This is a genomic window from Paenibacillus glucanolyticus NBRC 15330 (assembly GCF_004000885.1).
In the GTDB taxonomy this organism is placed as follows: Bacteria; Bacillota; Bacilli; order Paenibacillales; family Paenibacillaceae; genus Paenibacillus_AQ; species Paenibacillus_AQ glucanolyticus.
On the sequence record NZ_BIMC01000006.1, the window covers coordinates 164,407 to 185,102 of the forward strand.

Annotated in this window: 19 protein-coding genes; 10 read left to right on the forward strand and 9 right to left on the reverse strand. The window is 50.1% G+C overall.

Going from position 1 to position 20,696, the window contains the following annotated elements; translation table 11 throughout:
• Positions 1 to 49: 49 nt before the first annotated feature.
• The 5 genes from PGL02S_RS12175 to PGL02S_RS12195 are packed head-to-tail and all read left to right on the forward strand — an operon-like array spanning position 50 to position 4,964.
• Entirely contained in the window at positions 50 to 916 is an 867-nt protein-coding gene (locus PGL02S_RS12175; protein WP_036641053.1) for a sugar phosphate isomerase/epimerase family protein, read from the forward strand.
• A complete protein-coding gene (locus PGL02S_RS12180) occupies positions 913 to 1,923 on the forward strand; it encodes a Gfo/Idh/MocA family protein (protein ID WP_006208496.1) in 1,011 nt (336 codons plus the stop codon). The genes PGL02S_RS12175 and PGL02S_RS12180 overlap by 4 nt, the downstream gene beginning before the upstream one ends.
• 50 nt (positions 1,924 to 1,973) lie before the next feature.
• The gene (locus PGL02S_RS12185; RefSeq protein WP_036641055.1) at positions 1,974 to 3,002 is read left to right on the forward strand and encodes a Gfo/Idh/MocA family protein; all 1,029 of its coding nucleotides are present in this window, start codon (positions 1,974 to 1,976) and stop codon (positions 3,000 to 3,002) included.
• Between the two features lie 17 nt (positions 3,003 to 3,019).
• Positions 3,020 to 3,808, forward strand: coding sequence for a glucosamine-6-phosphate deaminase (locus PGL02S_RS12190; RefSeq protein WP_006208498.1), 789 nt, complete (start codon positions 3,020 to 3,022; stop codon positions 3,806 to 3,808).
• A complete protein-coding gene (locus PGL02S_RS12195) occupies positions 3,801 to 4,964 on the forward strand; it encodes an N-acetylglucosamine-6-phosphate deacetylase (RefSeq protein ID WP_036641058.1) in 1,164 nt (387 codons plus the stop codon). The genes PGL02S_RS12190 and PGL02S_RS12195 overlap by 8 nt, the downstream gene beginning before the upstream one ends.
• A gap of 711 nt (positions 4,965 to 5,675) precedes the next feature.
• Here the strand turns inward: PGL02S_RS12195 and PGL02S_RS12200 are convergent.
• Positions 5,676 to 6,623, reverse strand: coding sequence for a helix-turn-helix transcriptional regulator (locus tag PGL02S_RS12200; RefSeq protein ID WP_036641061.1), 948 nt, complete (start codon positions 6,621 to 6,623; stop codon positions 5,676 to 5,678).
• A 117-nt stretch (positions 6,624 to 6,740) separates the two neighbouring features.
• On the opposite strand from PGL02S_RS12200, the gene PGL02S_RS12205 reads away from it, so the two are divergent.
• On the forward strand, positions 6,741 to 7,229 hold the full coding sequence (locus PGL02S_RS12205; RefSeq protein WP_036641064.1) for a DinB family protein: 489 nt from the start codon (positions 6,741 to 6,743) through the stop codon (positions 7,227 to 7,229).
• A gap of 161 nt (positions 7,230 to 7,390) precedes the next feature.
• A complete protein-coding gene (locus tag PGL02S_RS12210) occupies positions 7,391 to 8,059 on the forward strand; it encodes a DUF4097 family beta strand repeat-containing protein (protein ID WP_036641067.1) in 669 nt (222 codons plus the stop codon).
• Between the two features lie 142 nt (positions 8,060 to 8,201).
• Here PGL02S_RS12210 and PGL02S_RS12215 read toward each other — a convergent pair whose 3' ends face one another.
• The 3 genes from PGL02S_RS12215 to PGL02S_RS12225 form a co-directional block, all read right to left on the reverse strand.
• Positions 8,202 to 9,653: an erythromycin esterase family protein gene (locus PGL02S_RS12215; protein WP_063455987.1), complete on the reverse strand. Its 1,452-nt coding sequence runs from the start codon at positions 9,651 to 9,653 to the stop codon at positions 8,202 to 8,204.
• Positions 9,654 to 9,839: 186 nt separating this feature from the next.
• Positions 9,840 to 10,037 (reverse strand): helix-turn-helix transcriptional regulator, encoded by a 198-nt coding sequence (locus PGL02S_RS12220; protein ID WP_036641069.1) that lies wholly within the window; start codon positions 10,035 to 10,037, stop codon positions 9,840 to 9,842.
• 22 nt (positions 10,038 to 10,059) lie between these two features.
• On the reverse strand, positions 10,060 to 10,569 hold the full coding sequence (locus PGL02S_RS12225) for a DUF6773 family protein (protein WP_228030064.1): 510 nt from the start codon (positions 10,567 to 10,569) through the stop codon (positions 10,060 to 10,062).
• A gap of 467 nt (positions 10,570 to 11,036) precedes the next feature.
• Here PGL02S_RS12225 and PGL02S_RS12230 point away from each other — a divergent pair, with 467 nt between their 5' ends.
• Both PGL02S_RS12230 and PGL02S_RS12235 read left to right on the forward strand, forming a co-directional pair.
• Positions 11,037 to 11,918 carry a putative RNA methyltransferase gene (locus tag PGL02S_RS12230; protein WP_306765990.1) on the forward strand — a complete coding sequence of 294 codons (882 nt, stop codon included), beginning with the start codon at positions 11,037 to 11,039 and terminating at the stop codon, positions 11,916 to 11,918.
• A gap of 92 nt (positions 11,919 to 12,010) precedes the next feature.
• Positions 12,011 to 12,442 carry a VOC family protein gene (locus PGL02S_RS12235; protein ID WP_036641072.1) on the forward strand — a complete coding sequence of 144 codons (432 nt, stop codon included), beginning with the start codon at positions 12,011 to 12,013 and terminating at the stop codon, positions 12,440 to 12,442.
• 106 nt (positions 12,443 to 12,548) lie between these two features.
• Here PGL02S_RS12235 and PGL02S_RS12240 read toward each other — a convergent pair whose 3' ends face one another.
• The 5 genes from PGL02S_RS12240 to PGL02S_RS12260 all read right to left on the reverse strand — a co-directional run bounded on the left by PGL02S_RS12240 (position 12,549) and on the right by PGL02S_RS12260 (position 18,303).
• On the reverse strand, positions 12,549 to 12,800 hold the full coding sequence (locus PGL02S_RS12240; RefSeq protein ID WP_244892241.1) for a hypothetical protein: 252 nt from the start codon (positions 12,798 to 12,800) through the stop codon (positions 12,549 to 12,551).
• Positions 12,801 to 13,117: 317 nt separating this feature from the next.
• Positions 13,118 to 13,252: a hypothetical protein gene (locus PGL02S_RS28775; protein WP_255308628.1), complete on the reverse strand. Its 135-nt coding sequence runs from the start codon at positions 13,250 to 13,252 to the stop codon at positions 13,118 to 13,120.
• A gap of 185 nt (positions 13,253 to 13,437) precedes the next feature.
• A complete protein-coding gene (locus PGL02S_RS12250; RefSeq protein WP_036641075.1) occupies positions 13,438 to 15,258 on the reverse strand; it encodes an ABC transporter substrate-binding protein in 1,821 nt (606 codons plus the stop codon).
• A gap of 80 nt (positions 15,259 to 15,338) precedes the next feature.
• Positions 15,339 to 16,847 carry an ABC transporter permease gene (locus tag PGL02S_RS12255; RefSeq protein ID WP_036641076.1) on the reverse strand — a complete coding sequence of 503 codons (1,509 nt, stop codon included), beginning with the start codon at positions 16,845 to 16,847 and terminating at the stop codon, positions 15,339 to 15,341.
• Positions 16,848 to 16,860: 13 nt separating this feature from the next.
• On the reverse strand, positions 16,861 to 18,303 hold the full coding sequence (locus PGL02S_RS12260) for an ABC transporter permease (RefSeq protein ID WP_006208510.1): 1,443 nt from the start codon (positions 18,301 to 18,303) through the stop codon (positions 16,861 to 16,863).
• A 147-nt stretch (positions 18,304 to 18,450) separates the two neighbouring features.
• On the opposite strand from PGL02S_RS12260, the gene PGL02S_RS12265 reads away from it, so the two are divergent.
• Positions 18,451 to 20,193, forward strand: coding sequence for an ABC transporter ATP-binding protein (locus PGL02S_RS12265; protein WP_036641077.1), 1,743 nt, complete (start codon positions 18,451 to 18,453; stop codon positions 20,191 to 20,193).
• The last annotated feature ends 503 nt before the right edge of the window (positions 20,194 to 20,696 follow it).

Consider the following 20,696-nt stretch of genomic DNA (forward strand, 5'->3'; position numbering starts at 1 on the left):
GTTCAACGATTCGAGAAGGTCTGGCACAGAGGAAAGGGTGAAAGAGAAGATGAAAATAGCGGCATTCAGCGGATCACTCATTGATTACAGCATTCATGAAGCGATGAAGGTTGCGGCTGGGCTTGGTTTTGACGGTATCGAAATCGCGAGCCGCGAGCCGCATTTAAGCCCGGAGAGCTCCCTTCCGCGAGTCCGCGAGATGAGAAGCATTGCCGAGGGACACGGTCTGGAGATTCCGGCATTGGCAGGTTATATGGGGCATTTCTCGACAAGCGGAGATGCGGAATGTGCCGTGGCCTATGATCAGTTTCTGGGACTGCTTGAACGCGCGGTGGAACTGGAAGCGGACATGATCCGCATCTTTCAGGGAGGGCCGAATGCATTCCTGGCGGAGGACTATCATTATGCCAAGGCTGCTTACTGGATTCGGCGATGTGCAGCGGAAGCCCGTGCGGCAGGAAAGCGCATCGTATTGGAGATTCACAATCAGAGCCTGGTGGAAACCGCGGATAGCGGCCTGCGATTGTTGGATATGATCGGCGAGGAGCATGTCGGCCTCATTCATGACGCGGGGAATATGTACATCACAGACACGGAATTTGGGGAAGAGTCGATTCGGCAGCTTGGAAGCCGCCTGTTCCATGTGCATATCAAGGATGAGAAGCGGATCGGGCAAGGAGGGGCCCCGGGGACATTCAAGAATGTAACCCGTCACGGGGAAGAATTCTTCCTGCAGTGCCGGCTGGGTGAAGGGGAAGTGGACCACAGCGGGCTGCTCCGAGGGCTTCGGGAACAGGGCTACAAGGGCTGGCTGACGCTGGAATGCGCAGCGCCTTATCCGCCGAAGGAACGGCTCGCTTATGATCTGAGGATCATCAGGGAGTGGCTGCAAGCTGTGGAGGTGTCGGCGGGATGATGGGGAACGGACGGAAATTTGGTATTATCGGCTGCCAGCATGCCCATATCGGCATATTTATTGAGGAGATGCAGGCGCTTGGATGGGAATGCGCTGGGTTATATGAACCGGACCATACGGTATTAGCCTCTTCACTTGCCGAGCGGTATGGTTTGGAGCTGATCGGGGATCGGGAGTCGCTGCTCGCCGATGATCAAGTGATGGTCATCGGCTGCGCGGCGATCAACCGTGAGAAGATTGACGTCATCGAGCTGTGCGAGCAGCGCGGTAAACATATTATGATCGACAAGCCTGCAGTGACGGATCGGGCAGGGCTGAGCCGGCTGCACGGCGTCCTGGAACGCGGCAGGATCGAGGTGGGCATGATGCTGACCGAGCGCTTTCGTTCCTCCATGCATACTGTCCATCGGCTGATCCAGTCCGGCGAATTGGGGGATATCGTTCATATTTCGATGCGCAAGCCGCATCGGCTGAATCCGGTTACCCGCCCGGCATGGCATTTTGACAGAACGCAATCCGGCGGCATTCTGAATGATCTCCTCGTTCATGATTTTGATCTGCTGCGATGGCTGACAGGCCGGGAAGTGAAGACGGTATCCGGTTATCTGGCGAAGCATATCCTGCCGGAATACCCGACCTTCTATGATGCGGCAGGCGTTCAGGTGTTTATGGATGGCGGCATAACGGCACAGCTCTACGCAGACTGGCACACGCCGGCAGGCAGCTGGACCTGGGGAGATGGCCGAATATTCATTACGGGTACGTCAGGCATCGCGGAAATTCGGCTTGAAGGAGATCCGTTATTGTCGCGAGACGAGGTTGTGCTGGTTATCACCAATCAGGAGCTGCGTTCTGTGCCGCTGGAGGCGCCGCCGTTCTCGCTTGCGCAGGATTTCCTGAATCGGGTGGAGGGAGAACGCGGCTTGATCTCTCATCATGATATTTACACTGCTTCGGAGGCTACTGTAGCGGCAGACGAGGGAGCGCAGATCATCTGCCGGGAATAGGGAAGGCGCAGTCTTGCAGACCAGAACGTAATGGAGGAGGAACGGACAACATGACAGAGAAAAAGTCACCGGTAGGATTCGGTTTGATTGGCTGCGGCATTATTGCGGATATTCATGCCCAGGGCATCCTAAATACGGAGGAAGCGGTGCTTGCCGCCGTATATGATACGAAACGGGAGTCAGCCGTCAAGCTGACTGAGAAGTATGGTGGAGATATATGCGGCAGTATGGAAGAGCTGCTTGCGCGCGGTGATGTGGAGGTGGTCTGCATCTGCACGCCAAGCGGCATGCATGCAGAGCAGACAGCGATGGCTGCGCAGGCGGGCAAACATGTGCTGGTGGAGAAGCCGATGGCGATCCGGCTAGACGATGTGGAGCGCATGATTGAGGTATGCGCAGCGAACGACGTGCTGCTCGCCACCGTCTTTCCACGCCGGATGTCTCCGCAGGCAGCATATGCCCGTCAGGTCATCTCGGAAGGACGGCTGGGAAAGCTCAGTTTATGCTCGGCGTATGTCATGCTTTACCGTGATCAGGCCTATTATGACAGTGCAGGCTGGAGAGGGACCTGGGCGATGGACGGCGGAGGAGCGATGATGAATCAGGGGATTCACACCGTGGATATGCTGCAATGGCTCGTTGGACCGGTTGCCTCCTTATCGGCAAAGGCGAAGGCGGTCCTGCGCCATATCGAAGTCGAGGATACGGTCATCGCGACACTTGAATTTGCGAATGGCGCGCTCGGCGTTCTGGAGATAACAACAACGGCCCGCGACGGTAAAGGGCAGCGGCTAGTAATCCATGGGGATAAGGGAGTGCTCGTCATTGAAGAAGATACGATTGTGTCCCTGGAGATCGAAGGGGAGCAGGTACAGCTGCCCGAATTCGAGCCGTTCAAAGTAATACCTGACGGTCACCGTCTGCAAATTCAGGATATGGCGCATGCCGTACGCGAAGGGCGCGAGCCTGTAGTTACCGGGGAGGAAGGCAGACACTCACTGGAGATTATTCTGGGCACCTATGAAGCGTCCCGGCAGCGCAAGGAAATCGAACTGCAGACCGGAACGCCGGCATTGTAAGAATGGAGGTAATCTACATGTCCCAGCACGGCATGAAGCCTGTTCAGGAAGAGATTAGAGATCGGCTGAGGGTCTGTGTTCATGATCACCGCGAAGCGATGGGCAAGGCGGCAGCCGCGGATATCCATGCGGCTATGAAGCGCCTTCTGGCTGAGAAGGAGCGTATCCGAATCGTATTTGCGGCTGCCCCCTCCCAGAATGAATGCCTGGCAGCGCTGGTTCAATCGCAGGGATTGGACTGGAGCCGGGTAACGGCTTTTCATATGGATGAATACATCGGTCTGCCCCGGTCTGCGCCTCAGCGATTCGGAAGCTTCCTCTCCCGGAGCTTGTTTGATCGGGTATCTCCAGGGGAAGTGCATCTACTAGACGGCATGAATGATCCTGAAGCAGAATGCGAGAGATATGGCCGGTTGATTCGCGAGTCACCGATCGATATGGTGGTTCTGGGTATTGGCGAGAATGGGCATATCGCCTTCAACGACCCGCCGGTGGCTGATTTTGCCGATCCGTTATGGGTGAAGCAGGTCAAGCTGGATCTGGATTGCCGACAGCAGCAGGTGAACGATGGCTGCTTTGCCAATCTGGAGGAGGTCCCGAAATATGCACTGACACTTACCATCCCGGCTTTAATGTCGGGTGCCCAGTTGTTCTGCGTTGTTCCCGGTGCGAGCAAGCGAGCGGCGGTACAACGGGCGCTGTACGGCGAAATAAGCGAAGCCTGCCCGGCGAGTATACTTCGGCAGCATCCGGATTGCACGCTGTACGTGGATCGGGATTCGTACGGGGATATCCGGAATGGATAGCGAGCGTTGTGTTCGCACAGGCCTTCATTATGCATCGGAAGAGCGGATTCAGGTCACATGGAGCCCTGATGGCCGAATAGACAGCCTGCTGCCTGGGGAAGGCGAAGAGAAGATATGGATCGCGCCCGGATTAATCGATCTTCAGATTAACGGCGGTTATGGATATGATTTGAATTCGCTGCCGCTCACAACGGATACGGTCATTCAGGTAACCCGGCGTTTATGGGAGAAGGGCGTAACGCTGTATTACCCAACCGTCATTACCAACGGCGATGATGAAATCGAACAAATCCTTCGTGTTATCGACGCGGCTTGCCTGGAGGATGAAAGGGTCGGTTCAACCATTGGCGGGGTTCATGTGGAAGGACCGTTCATTTCATCGGAGGAAGGGCCCCGGGGAGCGCATGATTCCCGGTTTATCAAGGCTCCCGATTGGGGACTGTTTACAAGATGGCAGGCAGCTTCGGGGAACCGGATTCGTATCCTCACGTTATCGCCGGAGTGGCCGAATGCTGCGGATTTTATCCGAAAGTGCGTTTCATCGGGAATCGTTGTATCCATCGGTCATACCGCCGCTACGCCTGCGCAAATCCGGGAAGCGGTGGCTGCTGGAGCGACCATGTCTACTCATCTCGGCAATGGTGCGCATCTGACGCTGCCGCGCCATCCGAATTACATATGGGAGCAGCTTGCGCAAGATCAGTTATGGGCAGGTATGATCGCGGACGGTTATCATCTGCCGGATTCGGTCATCAAGGTGATTCTCCGCGCCAAGTTGACCAAAACTCTGCTCGTAAGTGATGCCGTCTATTTAAGCGGGATGCCGCCAGGAGAATACGAGACCCATATCGGTGGCGACGTCATCTTAACGCCGGAAGGCCGATTGCATCTTGCCCGCAAGCCTGAACTGCTGGCCGGTTCAGCCATGATGCTTCTCGAAGCGGTGCAGAGGCTGGCGGAGTCGGGACTGTGTTCATTCCCCGAAGCTTGGGATATGGCTTCAATGCTGCCGGCGCAGGCGATGGGGCTGGCGGATTATGATGGGTTGAAGAGAGGAGCAAGGGCCGATTTCGTGCTGCTCGAGAAGCGCGAGGGGAGCCTTCGCGTACTGGAGACCGTCAAAGGCGGTCATTCGGTATATCGTGCGGAGGGCTGACGGATTTAATTAAGTAGAGACAAAGAACTGAACCATTCCCTGCCAAGCAGACATGAACACTTGGGTGTTTGCTTTGGCGGGGATTGTTGTTGTTCTGCACGAATATACGCTTGAAAGTTTATGCATGACCTCCGTGCGGGGATAGTTTAGAATAGGGAATAACATAGGAGTTATATGATGTTCTCATGGTTCGATCCTTATCACAGCGAAGCAAAAGGAGGTTATCACACTGAATCGGAAAGTTTCCGCTGCACGTAAAGTTTCCACCTGTACATTCATTTTGCCTGTTATCTTATTCATCATAGAGGTTCTGTTTGTCCGTGACGGGCACGGGTTTCACTATTACGGCCTTGTTTCTACTGTCGTTATCCCGCCATTCGGTATCGTATTATCCATACGTTCCTACGGGAGAACCGATTCGAACAGGGACCTCCTATTAATCGCTTGCAACGTGCTTGCGCTATTATCTTATTTTATCTATACCTTCTTAGGATATCTAATGATGGGCCCGTAAGAAATGAACACTTTTCTCAAGGACCGTGAGTCCGCGCTTGCTGCGCTTCACCGTGTTGAATGGACGAACAGTCAACAGTCTAAGCATAGGCAGACTCTGCCGGTAGCGGCTTCTGCAGAACCTTGGGATGGATGGTGAACAAGCTGCTGCCGTTTTTTTTATTTATGAGGCTGGTTTACCAACATTCATCCATTCCTCTAGTCATACTTCGCCATAATCTCGTTCAATATCCCCTTCATGCACTCCACCAGTTCACTCGGCTCCTTCACGGTAGCTTCATTCCCTAAGCCGATAAAAAATTTGGCAAAATACATAAGCTCGCTGCTGGGGACGTTCTGGTTAAGCTGTCCGCTTCCATCCGGCGTTATATCCATATGAGGAACATGCCATAATTCGGACTCGCAGCGCCGAACGCCTTCCCTGCTCAGATCGACAATCATCCGGATATACACAGGCTTCTCTGACCCATGTTCCTCCCAGTTTCCAAGGTGGATATGACGGTGGTCGAGCGGCTCGATTCCGGTTGAATCATTAGCGACGGATTGCATTCGGTCACAACGGAACAGACGAAAGTCCCTGCGTAGAAAACAATATGCGGGGCAATACCAGAAGCCGTTGCTGGCATAGATGCCTACGGGCTGGATGGTTCGCTCCGAATAGCCGTTTTTCGTTTCATATTGCATCGTAACCACCCGCTGATCCACGGATGCTTCCAGCAGAACTCCAAGATATTCGGCTTTCTGCTGTCTTGTGTGCGTTAGAAAATCCACCCGGTTCTTCATCTGGTCAATGCGGTCCCGGACGTCACCCGGCATATAATAATAAAATTTCTGAAGTGCGGTAGAAGACTCGGCCTCGAAGGGAAGAAATAGATAGTGGCGCAAGGCGTGACTGGCAAAAAACATCGCAACGGCTTCTTCCTCGCTGAAGGCAATCGGAGGAAGGATCCGCTCCTTCAACACCTGGTACCCGCCGTGCGGACCTACCTCCGAATACAGCGGTACTCCAAGCTCGCTCAGTTCCTGAAGATCTCGCAGTATCGTACGGGGAGACACATCGAATTGATCAGCCAGCTGTCGCACGGTAAATTTCCGCATCCGGTTTACGGTCATCATCAGTTCCATGAGACGTTTGGATTTGGACATAATATCAGCTCCGTATTCTTTGATAACTATGACAATAGTTGTCACTATTATACTCTATACTCATGTTAGAACCTAGATGTTCCCCTAACCCCAAATAAGAAAGAGGAGTGAAGACAAATGAGTGATTTAAAGGAAATGAAGCAGCTGCTGTTCGAGGAACTGGAGCACATCGTGAAGACAACCTCCAATCTGATTGCCAAAATTTCGGCAGAGGATTGGGATTACAAGCCGGCTCATAATATGAGGTCGCTTCAAGAACTGGTGCACCATCTCGTATCCGTGCCTGCTGCCGATTTATTGATTTTGCAGGAGAATAGTGAAGAGCAGATTCGAGAGCTTGAAGCGAGTATTGCCGCTGACGGCGGGGACAAGGACAAGCTTATGGTTTGGATGAACAGGGGACTTGCGGATGTAAAGTCGTATATGAGCGGGTTGACAGATGAAGAGTTTATGCAGAAAAAAACCAAGCCCTTCTACTTGGAGCATGGCTCCACGCAAGCCAAGTGGCTGATTGAAATCGTTACGCACGCCCAGCACCACCGGGCTCAGATGTTCAATTACCTGAAGGCCCAGGGTTATGAAGTGAATATGTTCGATTTATATTAGACAAGCGCTAACCCGAATAAGCTCCATTCTTGCACGGGAGGAGACACCGCTATGAGGCGGTGTTTTTTTTGTGTTTTTTGAAGGGAAGAAAAAAATGCTTGAAGATGACGTAACGTCACCTAATATAATGGCATCAACGTTGATAAGGGGTGGAGATAGAGATGAAACGATATACAGTTGCGATATTAGGGGTCCTGAGTTTGTTTCTGCTCAGTGCATGCAGTTCAAACGGTGCAAGTGAAGATACCCAGATTGTATCTCTACAGCAAATTGAAGTAGTCGAGATTGAGCATGGCAGCACAAGCTTGCATGTGGAGACAGCGGACGTGGAAGCATTGGAAGTTTCGCTGCTCAGCCATAACAAACCCGCGAAGGCCGTTGTGGATCAGGCCGACAACCAAGTAAAGATCCATTTAGACAATGACATCACCCGTATGTTGAATATCGGCAGGATGCCGCAGCTAAAGGTTCGAATTCCGCAGGATTATGCAGGTAAAGTTCAGATAGAGGGCTCTTCCGGCAATGTAACGGGTACCGGATTGCAAAGCCAGATCCTGCAATTAAAAGGAAAGAGCGGTAACATCTCGCTGGCCTTTACGAGTATCGATCATGATGTGGATGTGACGGTCAAAAGCGGAAACGTCAACCTGAAGCTGGGAGAAGAAACCCCGAATGCCGAATGGCTCTTGCAATCGGGGAGCGGACGCCGGTCTGTCTCTCTCCCTTTGGAGGACAGAAGTGAAAGCAATCGCAAGACCGAGGGCCGGTCAGGAGATGGCACCTATAAAGTGAAGATCAAAACCGGCTCGGGAAACATTACGATACAATAAAATAACGCAAAAACATCCCCTTGTCTGTCCTGTTTCCAGAGTCATGGATCTCTTTGAACCCTGTGGAAAAAGGACAGTTGGGGGATATTGCACGCAATGGTTTAACACCAGAGATAACTAGAATAATAAGGGTGACTGCATATTAATCCTCAGCAGGTGCGGAAGACTTCGACGAAGCGGATGATCTTATATACTCCGGCGGCTTCACGTTATCAATAAGCAGAATGCCGTCGTATTGATCACGGGGCACGAAGCTCTCTGGAATCATGCCCCAGCTGTAGGCAAACCGCGGTTCGAACATCCATGAGTTTCCGGCCTCATGGTTTCTGTAACGCAGATCTATGAAGGTATATGGTGCGCCTGCAGCTGACAGAATGGATTCCATGGAACCAGGCTCTGCCGGCAGAACGTCATGCACATTGCCCATGTTATCCGCGGTTTGCCCGCTGGCCGGGTACAGTCCAAGGACATAACTGTATTTTTTCATCTCATCGGATAGTTGTTCTCCCATTAATGCAACCGGATACGGAGAGCCCATCACTTCGGTCTGAGCCTTACGGATGTGATCGTTATGTCCCCAGACGATGAATTTCTCGGTAGGGTACACTTCGGTAGCCTGCCACATGAGGTTATCCAACATCGCTTGATCTCGCCATTCCATCGATTTAAGGAACGGGGTATAGTCGCCGCTTTCCATGCCAAGCGTAGACTCGATGGAGATTTCCACATACTCCTCAGCAACCCGAATCCGGTCGTTCAAGCTTCTCTCCAGCAGCGTGGTCAGCTTAGGGTTATCCGGATAAAGCAGCTTCAGATGAGCCTCGTTAGCCTCTGTTTTCAAAGATTTCAGAGCGTCCTTATAAACTTGAATGAGCTGCTTCTTCTCTTGGCGGTAAGCTGCAAGATCTGTACCAGCGGAGTAGCCGGAGAGTTTCTGCTCCGCTTCCGCAAGACGCCCAGCCATAACCTTATCCTTCAGCCACGCTCCGTCAAACAAAGGATTTTGCAACTGTATATCAAAACCTGTCAATACGAGCGGCTGCTCGCTCTTTCGGGAGGTTTTGATATATTCGAACAATGGCATGATTTCCTTGGACCACCAGACGCCGAAGATGGAATCTTTCATGGTTTGCTCTGCGCTCTGTTGTCCAGCTTTGCCGTATGCGAGAGAGGTATTTCCGAGACCGCTCTCAAAAGCCAGCACATGGTATCCCATCTCTTGATGAAGGAACTGAATCAATCGGGTTTTTGCAAGATTGAACTCGGCAACGCCGTGGGAACTCTCCCCCAGGAATACAAAGCGTTTGTCGTGCAGCAAAGGCTTCAGCATGGCCAGATCCTTGAACGGAGTGGTTCCGTTGTTCGTACCCGCGGGCTGTATCGTATCCAAGCGGTATGCGTGGTCCTTGGCCCAGTTCCCCCACTCGGCTATTTTTTCATCCGATGTTCGGGCAGTCTTAACTTCTGTAACCTGTCCTTGGATGGCATCCGGGGGAGAAGCGTACGCTTTTCCGTCAGGGATCAGGGATGTGCCCAGGATGGAGGCGGTGAGCAGGCACAAGGTGAATGCTTTGCTTGTTTTATGTAATGGCATGATAGATGAAGTCACTCCTTATAGGATGATCTGGATTAAATGAACGGTATTTAATTGTTGAACATACATAGTAAAAAAAACTCGTCAGGATGTTTCTGTGCCCTGGGTATGGTAATTGATCTTGGCATCCCCTCCTTAACATAGTCACGAATACGGTCTGATGGTCCAAATAAACGCCTTGCCAGTCTAGTCTTCATCCCAGAACAGATCATTGAGAGTACGCGAGAGAGCCTTGCAAATGGCCACGCACAAGCTGAGGGAAGGATTATATTTGCCAAGCTCGATCAATCCGATGGTCTGTCTCGAGACGCCGACAATCTGGGCTAATTCTTCCTGTGAAAGATCCTTTTGGACCCTTGCCATTTTCAGTTTGATATTTTTCATGCCAATTCACCTTGATACCTTTCTACGAATCAAACTCATCGTTCTGTGACATTCTTCGGCTGACCTTGTTGGCACCGTAGTGGATCGCAGAATTCATGACAACAAAGAGCGGGAGATAGATGATCAGCGAAACAAGGAAAACGATGAAGAAATACTTCCATTCGGTTAAACTGTTGCCATTCCCGTACAAGACCGCACTTCGGATACCGAAAAAAAGAGCGAGTACGACACCGATAACAAGACCCGAGATCGCAGTACGCTTACTGAACGAAACCTTGCTCTTCTGGTCGTGAATCTCTACCTCATCGGAGTAGATTCCCAGCGTCACGCTTCGGATGCCGAAATATAAGCTTCCTCCAATAATGATCAACATTTCCAGCAGAACGGATTCCGTTGTGGTCAGCATAAAAGACTTGATAATGACAGAAATACTGCAGATGACCATGATCAAGGTGTATACCTCTTTGTATAATTTGTTCTTCATATTGACGATGCGCTCATCCTCAACAGCGTTTCTCTTAAACCATTTCATATCCATCAATCCCTTCCGTTTCTCTAAAGAGTAAGCACCTGAAATTTCCTGAATACCTGAATTGTAATGGTATTTACGTCATTTTGCAATATATATATGTCATTATGATTAAAATAATTAACATGAACAAAAAAACGAAGTATATCCTATCCATGTATGTTACCGTAGTAGCTGGCCTTTTTCTTGATATATTTTGCTATGTAGAGGAACAGTGAGCAGCGGGTTTACATCCTTTGTCCTCATGTTAAAATGGTTATTGGGCGCATATCACCCACGCAAAATAGAGGATAGGAGCGTGTTCGATGCCATGATCCATTACATTCGTTTACGTTAATGTGAGGTACAGATCGTATAAGCTCGGCCATTTTTAAAAAGAGTGATGGCTAGAGTTTATTTATCTGTGCCTTTTTCATTTCGTCATAACGAATGGAAAGGATGATTGGGCTGTGTCCAAAAATGAAAAGTTGTTGCAAAAAGCGAAACTGCTGTCGATTCATGAGCAGATGTTCAAATGCACGATCTGCGGCTGTTCCATGAAAGTTGAACGATTGGCAAGTGTAGTGTGCGAGAAGGGCCATTGTTATGATATATCCAAGCAAGGGCATGTGAACTTGCTCTCCCATGCAGTCACAACAAAATATGATAAGGCCCTGTTCGAATCCCGAAAACGGATAAACAACAGCGGTTTTTTTGACCCGATGATGGAGCGGATTACGGATCGGATCCTTCAAGCAGAGAAATCAGAAGGAACGGAGCTGAAGATACTGGATGCAGGCTGTGGAGAGGGTTCCCATCTAACTGGTATAACGAACAAACTTGGGAAGCGGCAGCTGGAGCAAAACGTGCTTGGCGTTGGCATGGATATTGCCAAAGAAGGCATCATGATGGCCGCAAGAAATGCACCCGGACATATCTGGTGTACGGCAGATCTGGCGAATAGCCCGTTCGCGGACAAGCAGTTCGATTTTATTATGAATATATTGTCTCCCTCCAACTACGCCGAGTTCGGTCGAATGCTTGCAGATGATGGAATGGTAGTGAAGGTGATTCCGGGAAGCGGTTATTTGCAGGAGCTGCGAGAGATGTTCTACAGACAGACGAGCAGAGCGAGTTACTCCAATGACAGCACGATGAAGCTGTTTGGCCGTCACTTTGACCGGATGGATTCCGAGCGGATTCAGTATCGCGTCGATTTGGATTCCGGGCAGATGAGACACTTGATCCACATGACGCCGTTATCCTGGGGGGGTTCCCTGGAAGTCATTGGGCAGACGCTGAATGAAGAGATGGGGATAACCGTGGATTTGACTGTTCTCTATGGCTGGAAGAAGAACCAGAGGTTCTGGTAGTTAGATTCGGGAATTTATGTTTTGCTATTGTGCTCCTTTGGGAGATAATGTGAGTAGATGCCTATTATAAGAAAAAGGAGTTGACTAGTCGTATGACACTTCGAATGAATCCGTATCTCTATATGGACGGGAATGCTAAGGAAGCCGTTCAATTCTATGAGAAGGCTTTGGATGCCCATGTAATTATGCTTCAAACCTTTGGTGAAATGCCGGCTAACCCGGACTTTCCGCTGCCGGAGAATGCACGGGATCGCGTATCTCACGCTACGCTTCAGGTTGGGGATACGATCCTGATGTTATCAGATACGTTTCCTGGACAACCGGTTCAATCCAGCAATCAGGTTCAGATCTGCATTATGACGGATGCAGCGGAACAGGCGACACGAGTATATGAAGCACTCCGGGAGGGCGGACAGGTTGTCATGCCTCTTCAGGAGACCTTCTGGAGCCCGGCCTATGGCATCGTTGCGGACAAATACGGCATTAACTGGAATATCTCAACGGAAGTAGAAGTAAAAGGCTAGAAGCTGAGCGTCCAAAAGGAAACAATGCAAGAATCCCTAACGGTAAACCGTTAGGGATTCTTCTCATTCCAGTGGAGTGACCATCAATATGATATTCCCGGTGTGGTTATGCCCGGGTCCCATTCCACCACTTGTAATAGATTTGGACATGTCCGGTAGGACTTGCTACGAGCGGGTCGATGACTAGTGTCTTGCCGCTTACCTTAAGCTCGATAACCTTCTTGTTCTTCTCGGCAGAGTCCACTTTCACGAGGAAGGAGGAATCCGCCTGAAAGCCATACAGATTAAGGAGTTCGATCAGCATGCTGCGCTGCGTTTTATCGCTGGACATTAGGTAAAAGATTCTATAACGGCCCATGACGCAGATCAAAAATGGATCCAATCCAGGCCGGATTCTTTTGCCACCCTGCTGCCTCGCATATCCAGCTTATACCTGTACCACTCCCGCCATGATCCCGTGGTGCCTTTCGCGCACGCTCAGCACTACGCGAAGCAGCTTTCCCAGGCCGGCGGGCATACGAGGGTGACGATCACTATTTCCTTGAGGGCTTGCCCGAGCTTGTAGACGATATCAAGCGTATATAAAAAAGGAACGACATTAGCTGCGCATCATAGCTAATCACGCGACTTTCGTAGTTTGTCAAAGGTGCAAAAAAGAGAGCCGTGGCGCACTACCTAAAAGGATTGCTCCAGCGGAGAAGGCGGAATGATTCTGGAGAAGCGACAGCGGTCTCCTGAAAGCTTTCTGAAAGAAAGCTGCATCGTAAGCGTAAACCGCACCCGGATTTCTACATCAGCCCATTCATTCATAGAAATCTGGGGGCAACAGAGATCGGAAGAATCATCCGCATGCGGAGCGATACAAAAAAACAGACGGAGCGATGCAAAGATCTACCCACGAATATAGCGATGCTAAGGGAATCAGAAGTTAAGGGGCGCATATAACCTCACATCAAAAAAACGACATCAGCTTTTCGCTAATGTCGTCCTCTTTTTTACTTGCTCGCTTTATATGCGCTCAAGAATTCCTTCACCTTCGCCGGGTCGGCTACCAGCTCGTTGCCGGTTTTGACAATCGGGCTGACGGTGGAGTAGGCTTTGATTTTGTTGTTGTTGTAGTAAGTCAAAATCTCATCCTGGTTGATCGAGTAGAGCACCGCTCTTCTCAGATCATCGCTTGTTGCCACATCACGGTTCTTCGTGTTGAACAGCAAGTAGGATACCGCGTTGCTCTCAATGGTTTGCAGTTTCAGCTTGCTGTCGCCTTTAACCACATCGTATTTTGTTTCAGGCACGCCGTAGTACAGGTGAATTTCGCCGCTGCGCAGAGCGGAGAGTGTGCTGTCCGCATCCTTGATGAAGCGCATTTTCACTTGCTCGATTTTCGGCTCGTGCTCTGTACCCTTCATGTAACCAGGGTTTTTGAAGAAGGTCGCTTCATAATCCGTTTTGGAAGACAAGATGTAAGGACCGCTTGCATACAGCGTATTGTTGTACTTGTCGCCTTCGGTTACCGTGTTCTGGTCACCATATGGGATGTCTTTGTTCACATCGAACTTCTCAACGTCATATGTGTTGATCGATTCGACTTGTTTCTTCGATACGATCCCCGCAGATTGGTGAGCCAGGTAGTTCAGTACTTGCGGGAACGGCTCTGTAGTAGTCAATTTGATAACCTGGTATTTACCGTCTTTCGTGCTTGCTTGGTTCTTGTCATTGACCAGGGAAGTGATTTTGGTATCCAAGCCTGCTTCAAGAGCATTCTTAACACTGTCGCCGCTTCCGGATACTTTAGTGTTCTCAAGAACGCTCATATCCGTTACAGCTTCAACGGTGTTGATGTGCTCGTGAAGCGTGTAGGTACGATGATCAGGTACTGAATTTTTGTCTTTGGCTCTGTTCATGGAGAAGATAACGTCGTCTGCGCCTACGCGTTCGCCGGAATCTTCGGCTTTTTTGTTCGTGATTTTGGCAAAGTTAATGTCATCTCTAAGAATGAAGTAGTACTCCGAATTGCCTTCACCGATGGCATGGTTGTAAGACAGCGAACCTTCGGACGTGATCTTGTCATCATCGGTCAGGTTGATCAGACGTACATTCATGTTGGTATTGATAATGTTGATGGAACCGTCATTACCCTTGATCGGATCAAGCGAAGTCAGTTCCGAGATCGATTGGGACAGAATCAGCGGCTGCGAAGCGCGCTTGGATTGATCTTTGAAATCAACAGCTTCCCAAGGAAGGGAGCGGGATTTCGAGAGACGGACAGAGTTTTCGTCCAGCACATCCTTGTTGAACGCTTGGCTCTTCAGGGAAATGTACAGCGGAGCGATGTAAGCTTTGTCTGTAACAAGACGTTGTTCCAGTTGTTTGTAGGTCTCAGCAGCGTCTTCAGGCGTTTGTGTTGCTGCTTGGTCGATCAGCTTGTCCACTTCTTCGTCGGACATAATGCTGTAGTCGCCGCCGGTTTTGAACAGGGAACGAACAGCATAGTCAGGGTTGCCTGTCACGGTCGTCCAGCTGGACAGTGCGACATCATAATTACCGGCATCCTGTTGAGCTTTGTAGCTGCCGTAGTCCGGCTGCAGATTCAGCTTCACGTTGAAGCCGTTCTTTGTAAGCTGGTCGCGAATGATGTTGATATCCGATTCGCCGGAGCTCATGCCAAGAAGTTCAATATTCACAGCGGATGTATCTGCTGCTGTATCGGATGGTTCTTGCTGATTTTGCTGTGCATCATCTTTGGTTGTTACGTTGCATCCGGCCAGTACGATGACTAGCGAGAGGACCAGTAACAGCAAGGAACTCTTTTTCATTGTGGATACCCTCCTGAGTTGTAAAAATATATATAAAATATTATTGAAACCAAAGTTAGTGTGCTTTACTTGCTGGAGGTTTAATCCAGCTTAGGATCAAGCGCATCCCGCAGTCCGTCCCCAAGGAAGTTGAAGGACAGCACCAGTGCAATGATGGCAAGGCCCGGATAAATGGCCAGGTAGGAATGCGTCTCAAGGTACGTGCTTCCGATCTTGAGGATATTCCCCCATTCCGGAATGTGCGGCTCAACGCCGAGACCCAGATAACTCAAGCTGCTCGTCGAGATGACGGCTGCACCGATAGTCAATGTGGATTTGACAATCATGGGAGCGAGCGAGTTAGGAACGATATGCTTGAATATAATCGAAAAATTGCTGGAGCCGAAGGCTCTGGCTGCATCAACATATTCAAAGGTGGAGACAAGGAGCACATTCGCCCTCATTGTTCTTGCATATGTCGGTATAGCGCCTACGCTGAGTGCCAGAATGAGATTGACGGTGTTGGCTCCGAATGCAGCAATGATCGCAATGGCAAGCAGGATGCCCGGTATTGCGTACAACACATCCAGCAATCGCATGATAATGTTATCGGTATGACGGCCATAATAGCCGGAGATGGCACCCAGAACGCCGCCGATGATAACGGGGATCGCCGTTGAGGCAAATCCGACAATCAGCGAAATCCGGGCTCCGAATACGATGCGGGAGAACAAATCCCGGCCGAAGTTGTCCGTACCGAATGGATAAGCAAGGCTTGGCGGCTGCAGAATGGCACTGTAGTTGTTATCAATCGCAATACTGTAATCGAAGGTGAACAGGCTGCTTACCGATAGACAGAACAGGAAGACAACAAAGAACAGTCCAGACATGGCCGTCTGGTTAGCTGTAAGCTTCACCCATACGTCGCCCCAGCGGGTCATCGCCGGATTGCCGTTCTTGCGGATTTTGGCTAGCAGATTAATGCCGAGCACCAGGGCAAATATATTGCCCGTTACCGCAGTCAGAATGATCGGAAAGGCAAGCCAGATCATTCTGGGATGAGCGTAGTTCGTTTTTACATATCTGGCAACCAATATAAGAGCGACCAGCTGAATGATGGCCATGATCAGAAGTGTTGCCATCGCTGGCAGGAATGTATTTGAGACATAAGGCTTAAATAGATTCAGCGCCGATACAGCGATGACAAACAGCTGGGTTAACAGCATATAGACGGCAATCGTATATTCAGGCGGCTTCTGTTTCTTGATCAGATTGAAACCGAAAGTAACGGTAAACAGGTTTCCTGTGACGATGCTCAGCAGCTGGATGTAACCCAGAATCCTCGTGGAGCGCCGGATTTCTCCCTGGCTTCGAAGATCTCTTCGGATCAGCAGCGTAATGATAATCTGAATGATGGTAAAGAGTGCGTACACTGCAAAGGCGGTGAACACCCACGGTTTGATGGTTCCCCCAGTGAAATCAAAGCTGTTCAGCAGCAGGATCACCGTTAAGGTCAAAGATATAACCCATGTGAAGCTGGCTTGACTGTACTCGTGAGAGGATTTCAGCTGGTGTTTGGTTTCTTGTTTAGAAAGAAGCTTCTTGATCATGAGTACACCTGCTTTAGTATTGTTTCATCTTGGACCTGATCCGTGGATCAAAGAACGCGTACAAGATATCAATAATGACATTCACCAGTGAAATGGTAATGGCTGTGTAAACCACGCCGCCCATAATGGCCGGGATATCGGGGATAAACTGTTTATCCACAATGTAACTGCCGATACCGCTGATGTTAAAGACCTTCTCCGTTACGGCTGAACCGCCGAGCATCCCACCGAACTGAAGTCCGATGACGGTAATGATAGGAATAATGGCGTTGCGGACAGCATGCTTCATTAGAATGGTGCGCTTGCCGAGCCCCTTCGCCCTGGCTGTGATCATATAATCTTCATTAATGACTTCCAGCGTCGAAGACCGCGTCATTCTGGCTACCGAAGCGGTGAGTCCCGTCCCGAGCACGATGACCGGCATAATCATGGACAGCCAGTTCTCCGGATTAAAGGTGGCAGGCAGCCATTGCAGCTTGATCGAGAAATTCAGGATAAAGATCAATCCCTGCCAGAAGTTCGGAATGGACAGTCCGAGCAGAGCCACAAACATAAAGGTATAGTCAAAAAACGAATTCGGTCTCGTAGCCGAGATAATCCCGATTGGCAATGCGATCGCAATCGCAATGATCAGGGAGATAACCGTGAGTGTCAGCGTGATCGGGAACTTCCTGGCGATGCTTGAGGTGATCTCTTCGTTGCCAGAGAAGGATTTCCCAAGATCGAAATAGGCGATTCCCTTAATATTGTTCCACAGCTGCGTCAAGTACCCTTGGTCCAGACCGTGCATTTTGTTAAAAGCTGCGATCTGCTCCGGTGTTGCCGTCTCCCCCAAAATGTTGGCTGCCGGGTTGAACGGCGACAAGTGGAGGATCGTAAAGACGAGCACCGCCACGCCGAAGATCACGAAGACCGTCATGACGAGTCTCTCCAGAATATATTTCAGGTAGGGATTGCTGTACAAAAAAATAAGGATGTACATCAGCAGGCCCGGAATTAGTGATATAATGAAAAACAACGGATTCTCGATAAGAGAACCAAATGTATCGGCCATGGTCAAACGCTTCTGCTGGTTCAGCTTCAGTTCCTTGCCGGTTCTTTCCTTGAGGACTTCCTGGAACCTGGCTTGAACGATCTTGTCAACTTCCTGCCGAAGCTGCCCTTCATTGACCTTTTGCTTGAAGAAGCCATGCTTGCGCTTCTGCTGCTCCATAATTTCGGTGCGTAGTGCTTCCAAATATCCGGCAGCCAGCATCTCGCTGCGTATGCGGTTCTCAGCCGCAGCGTAGTCATCCTTCTTCCTCTGAACCAAATAAAATAGGAAGACCACGAGATTCACGGGCGCTCCCAATAATAATAGTAAGTATCTATAAGAAGGATTCAGAAGGATCTTACTGTAGGTGCTGCTTATTGAACTTATGAGTCTGTTTGGTCTTGCTGCTTCTGTCCCCCCCATAAGGTGCCTTTCCTCCTTGTTCCAAATTGCATTATTCCGAGTGATATAGTATATTTTATTTTAGCCTATTTTAAAAGTCAATAGATTATAAGAGTTGCAGAGGATATTACCTTTTTAACATAAACGCATAATGGCAGGTGAGCAGAGTTGGAACCGATATTGCAGGTTAAAAATTTGAGTGTAGCCTTTCAATCCCGCGATTCAGAATTCCACGCAGTGCGCGGGGTGAGCTTTGAGGTGAAAAAAGGCGAAACGCTCGGAATCGTTGGTGAATCCGGGAGCGGCAAAAGCGTCACGGCACGCTCGATCATGCGGCTGCTGCCGTCCCCTCCTTCTTATATGAAGGATGGAGAGATCCGGTTCCTGGGCCAGAATCTGGCCGAGAAAACAGAGAAGGAAATGGAGAGTATTCGCGGTCGGGACATCGGGATGATATTTCAGGATCCGATGACGTCGCTTAATCCGACTATCCGAATCGGCGAACAAATATCGGAAAGCCTGGTTAAACACCAGAAGCTGTCCAAGCACGAGGCGAAGAAGCAAGCGCTTGATATGCTGAAGCTGGTTGGCATTCCGAACAGCGAAGCGCGCTACAATCAATACCCGCACGAATTCTCGGGCGGCATGCGCCAGCGGGTCATGATCGCGATTGCGCTTGCGTGCAGACCTGCACTGCTGATTGCCGATGAGCCTACAACGGCACTTGATGTGACGATACAGGCACAGATCCTCAATCTGATGAAGGATATGCAGGAGAGGTTCGGATCTTCCATTATATTGATCACGCATGACCTCGGCGTCGTAGCGGGCATGTGTGATCGCGTGGCGGTAATGAAGGACGGCGTTATAGTAGAGACGGGAACGACGGAGGAAATCTTCGAGAATCCGCAGCATCCCTACACCTTGAAGCTGTTAAATGCGCTTCCGCGTCTGGACGAGAAGAAGAAAGCGAAGCCGGCGCCGATCATCGTGCCGAGCACGGACTATAAGGGACCTCTTTTGGAGGTTAAATCCTTGAAGCAGTATTTTGATATGGGCAAAGGCAATGTCCTCAAAGCGGTGAATGATATCAGCTTTCACATTCAGGCCGGCGAGACCCTCGGGGTAGTTGGAGAGTCCGGCAGTGGGAAATCGACGACAGGACGAGCTATTCTTCGCCTTCATCAGCCGACAGGGGGAGAAGTGCTGTATCAAGGCATGTCCGTTAATCGTCTCTCTCCTTCGGAAATGAAGGCGATGCGTCGCCATATGCAGATGATATTCCAGGATCCGTATGCTTCACTGAACCCAAGATTGAAGGTTGTGGACATCATCGGCGAAGCGCTGGACGTTCACAAGCTGACCGGCAGCAAGCAGGAGCGAAAGAAACGGGTCGAGGAGCTGCTCGATATGGTCGGATTGGATCCGGCCTATGCCACACGCTATCCGCATGAATTCTCCGGCGGTCAACGCCAGCGGATCGGGATTGCGCGCGCGCTTGCGGTAGAGCCGAAATTCATCGTGTGTGATGAGCCGCTTTCCGCGCTCGATGTATCGATCCAGTCGCAGATCGTAAAGCTGCTGGAGGAACTACAGCACCGACTTGGATTGACGTATCTGTTTATTGCACATGACCTGTCGATGGTCAAGCACATCAGTGACCGCGTTGCTGTTATGTATATGGGCAAAATCGTGGAGCTCGCAGAAAGCGAGGAGCTGTACTCCAAACCGCAGCATGATTATACAAAGTCTCTGCTGGCGGCCATTCCGGTTCCCGATCCGAAGATTGAGTCCCAGAAGAAACGGGTGCTGCTGGATGAACGCACCGGTGAGGACAAGTATAATCTGGAGCATTCGGAGCTGGTGGAGGTATCGAAAGGCCACTGGGTGGCCATGCCAACCGGAGCCTGATCGTACAATAATAGAACCTGTCCCGACCGGAGTCGGGGCAGGTTTTTTGTTGAATAAGGAGTATGAAGTTCAGAAGTTTACCGCCTTGATCTCGCAAAAAACTTTCGCTAATAACTTCGGCTGGATAGATTGAACTAATGAAAAGAAGAACCTCAACGGAGAAGGCGGAATTATTCTGGAGGAGCGGTAGCGGTCGCCCGAAAGCTTTCCAAAGGAAAGCTCGCATCGGAAGCATATACTGCACCCGGATTTCAACCATTTTTAATGGATTGATAGAAATCTGGGGGCAACAGCGATCGGAAGAATAATCCGTATTCGTAGTGATGCTCGGGCTGAGAATCTTTAGTTCAACTTATATAGATGCGGTCTGTCTTCTGAGGAAGGTACGTCGATAGACGTCTTCCTGATTCAACGGGGCAGTCCAAAAATTCACTCATAAATCGATGATTTGCATGATTCATTAAAAGGAATTGAGCCCTGTATGGCAAATATGTAATCCTAGG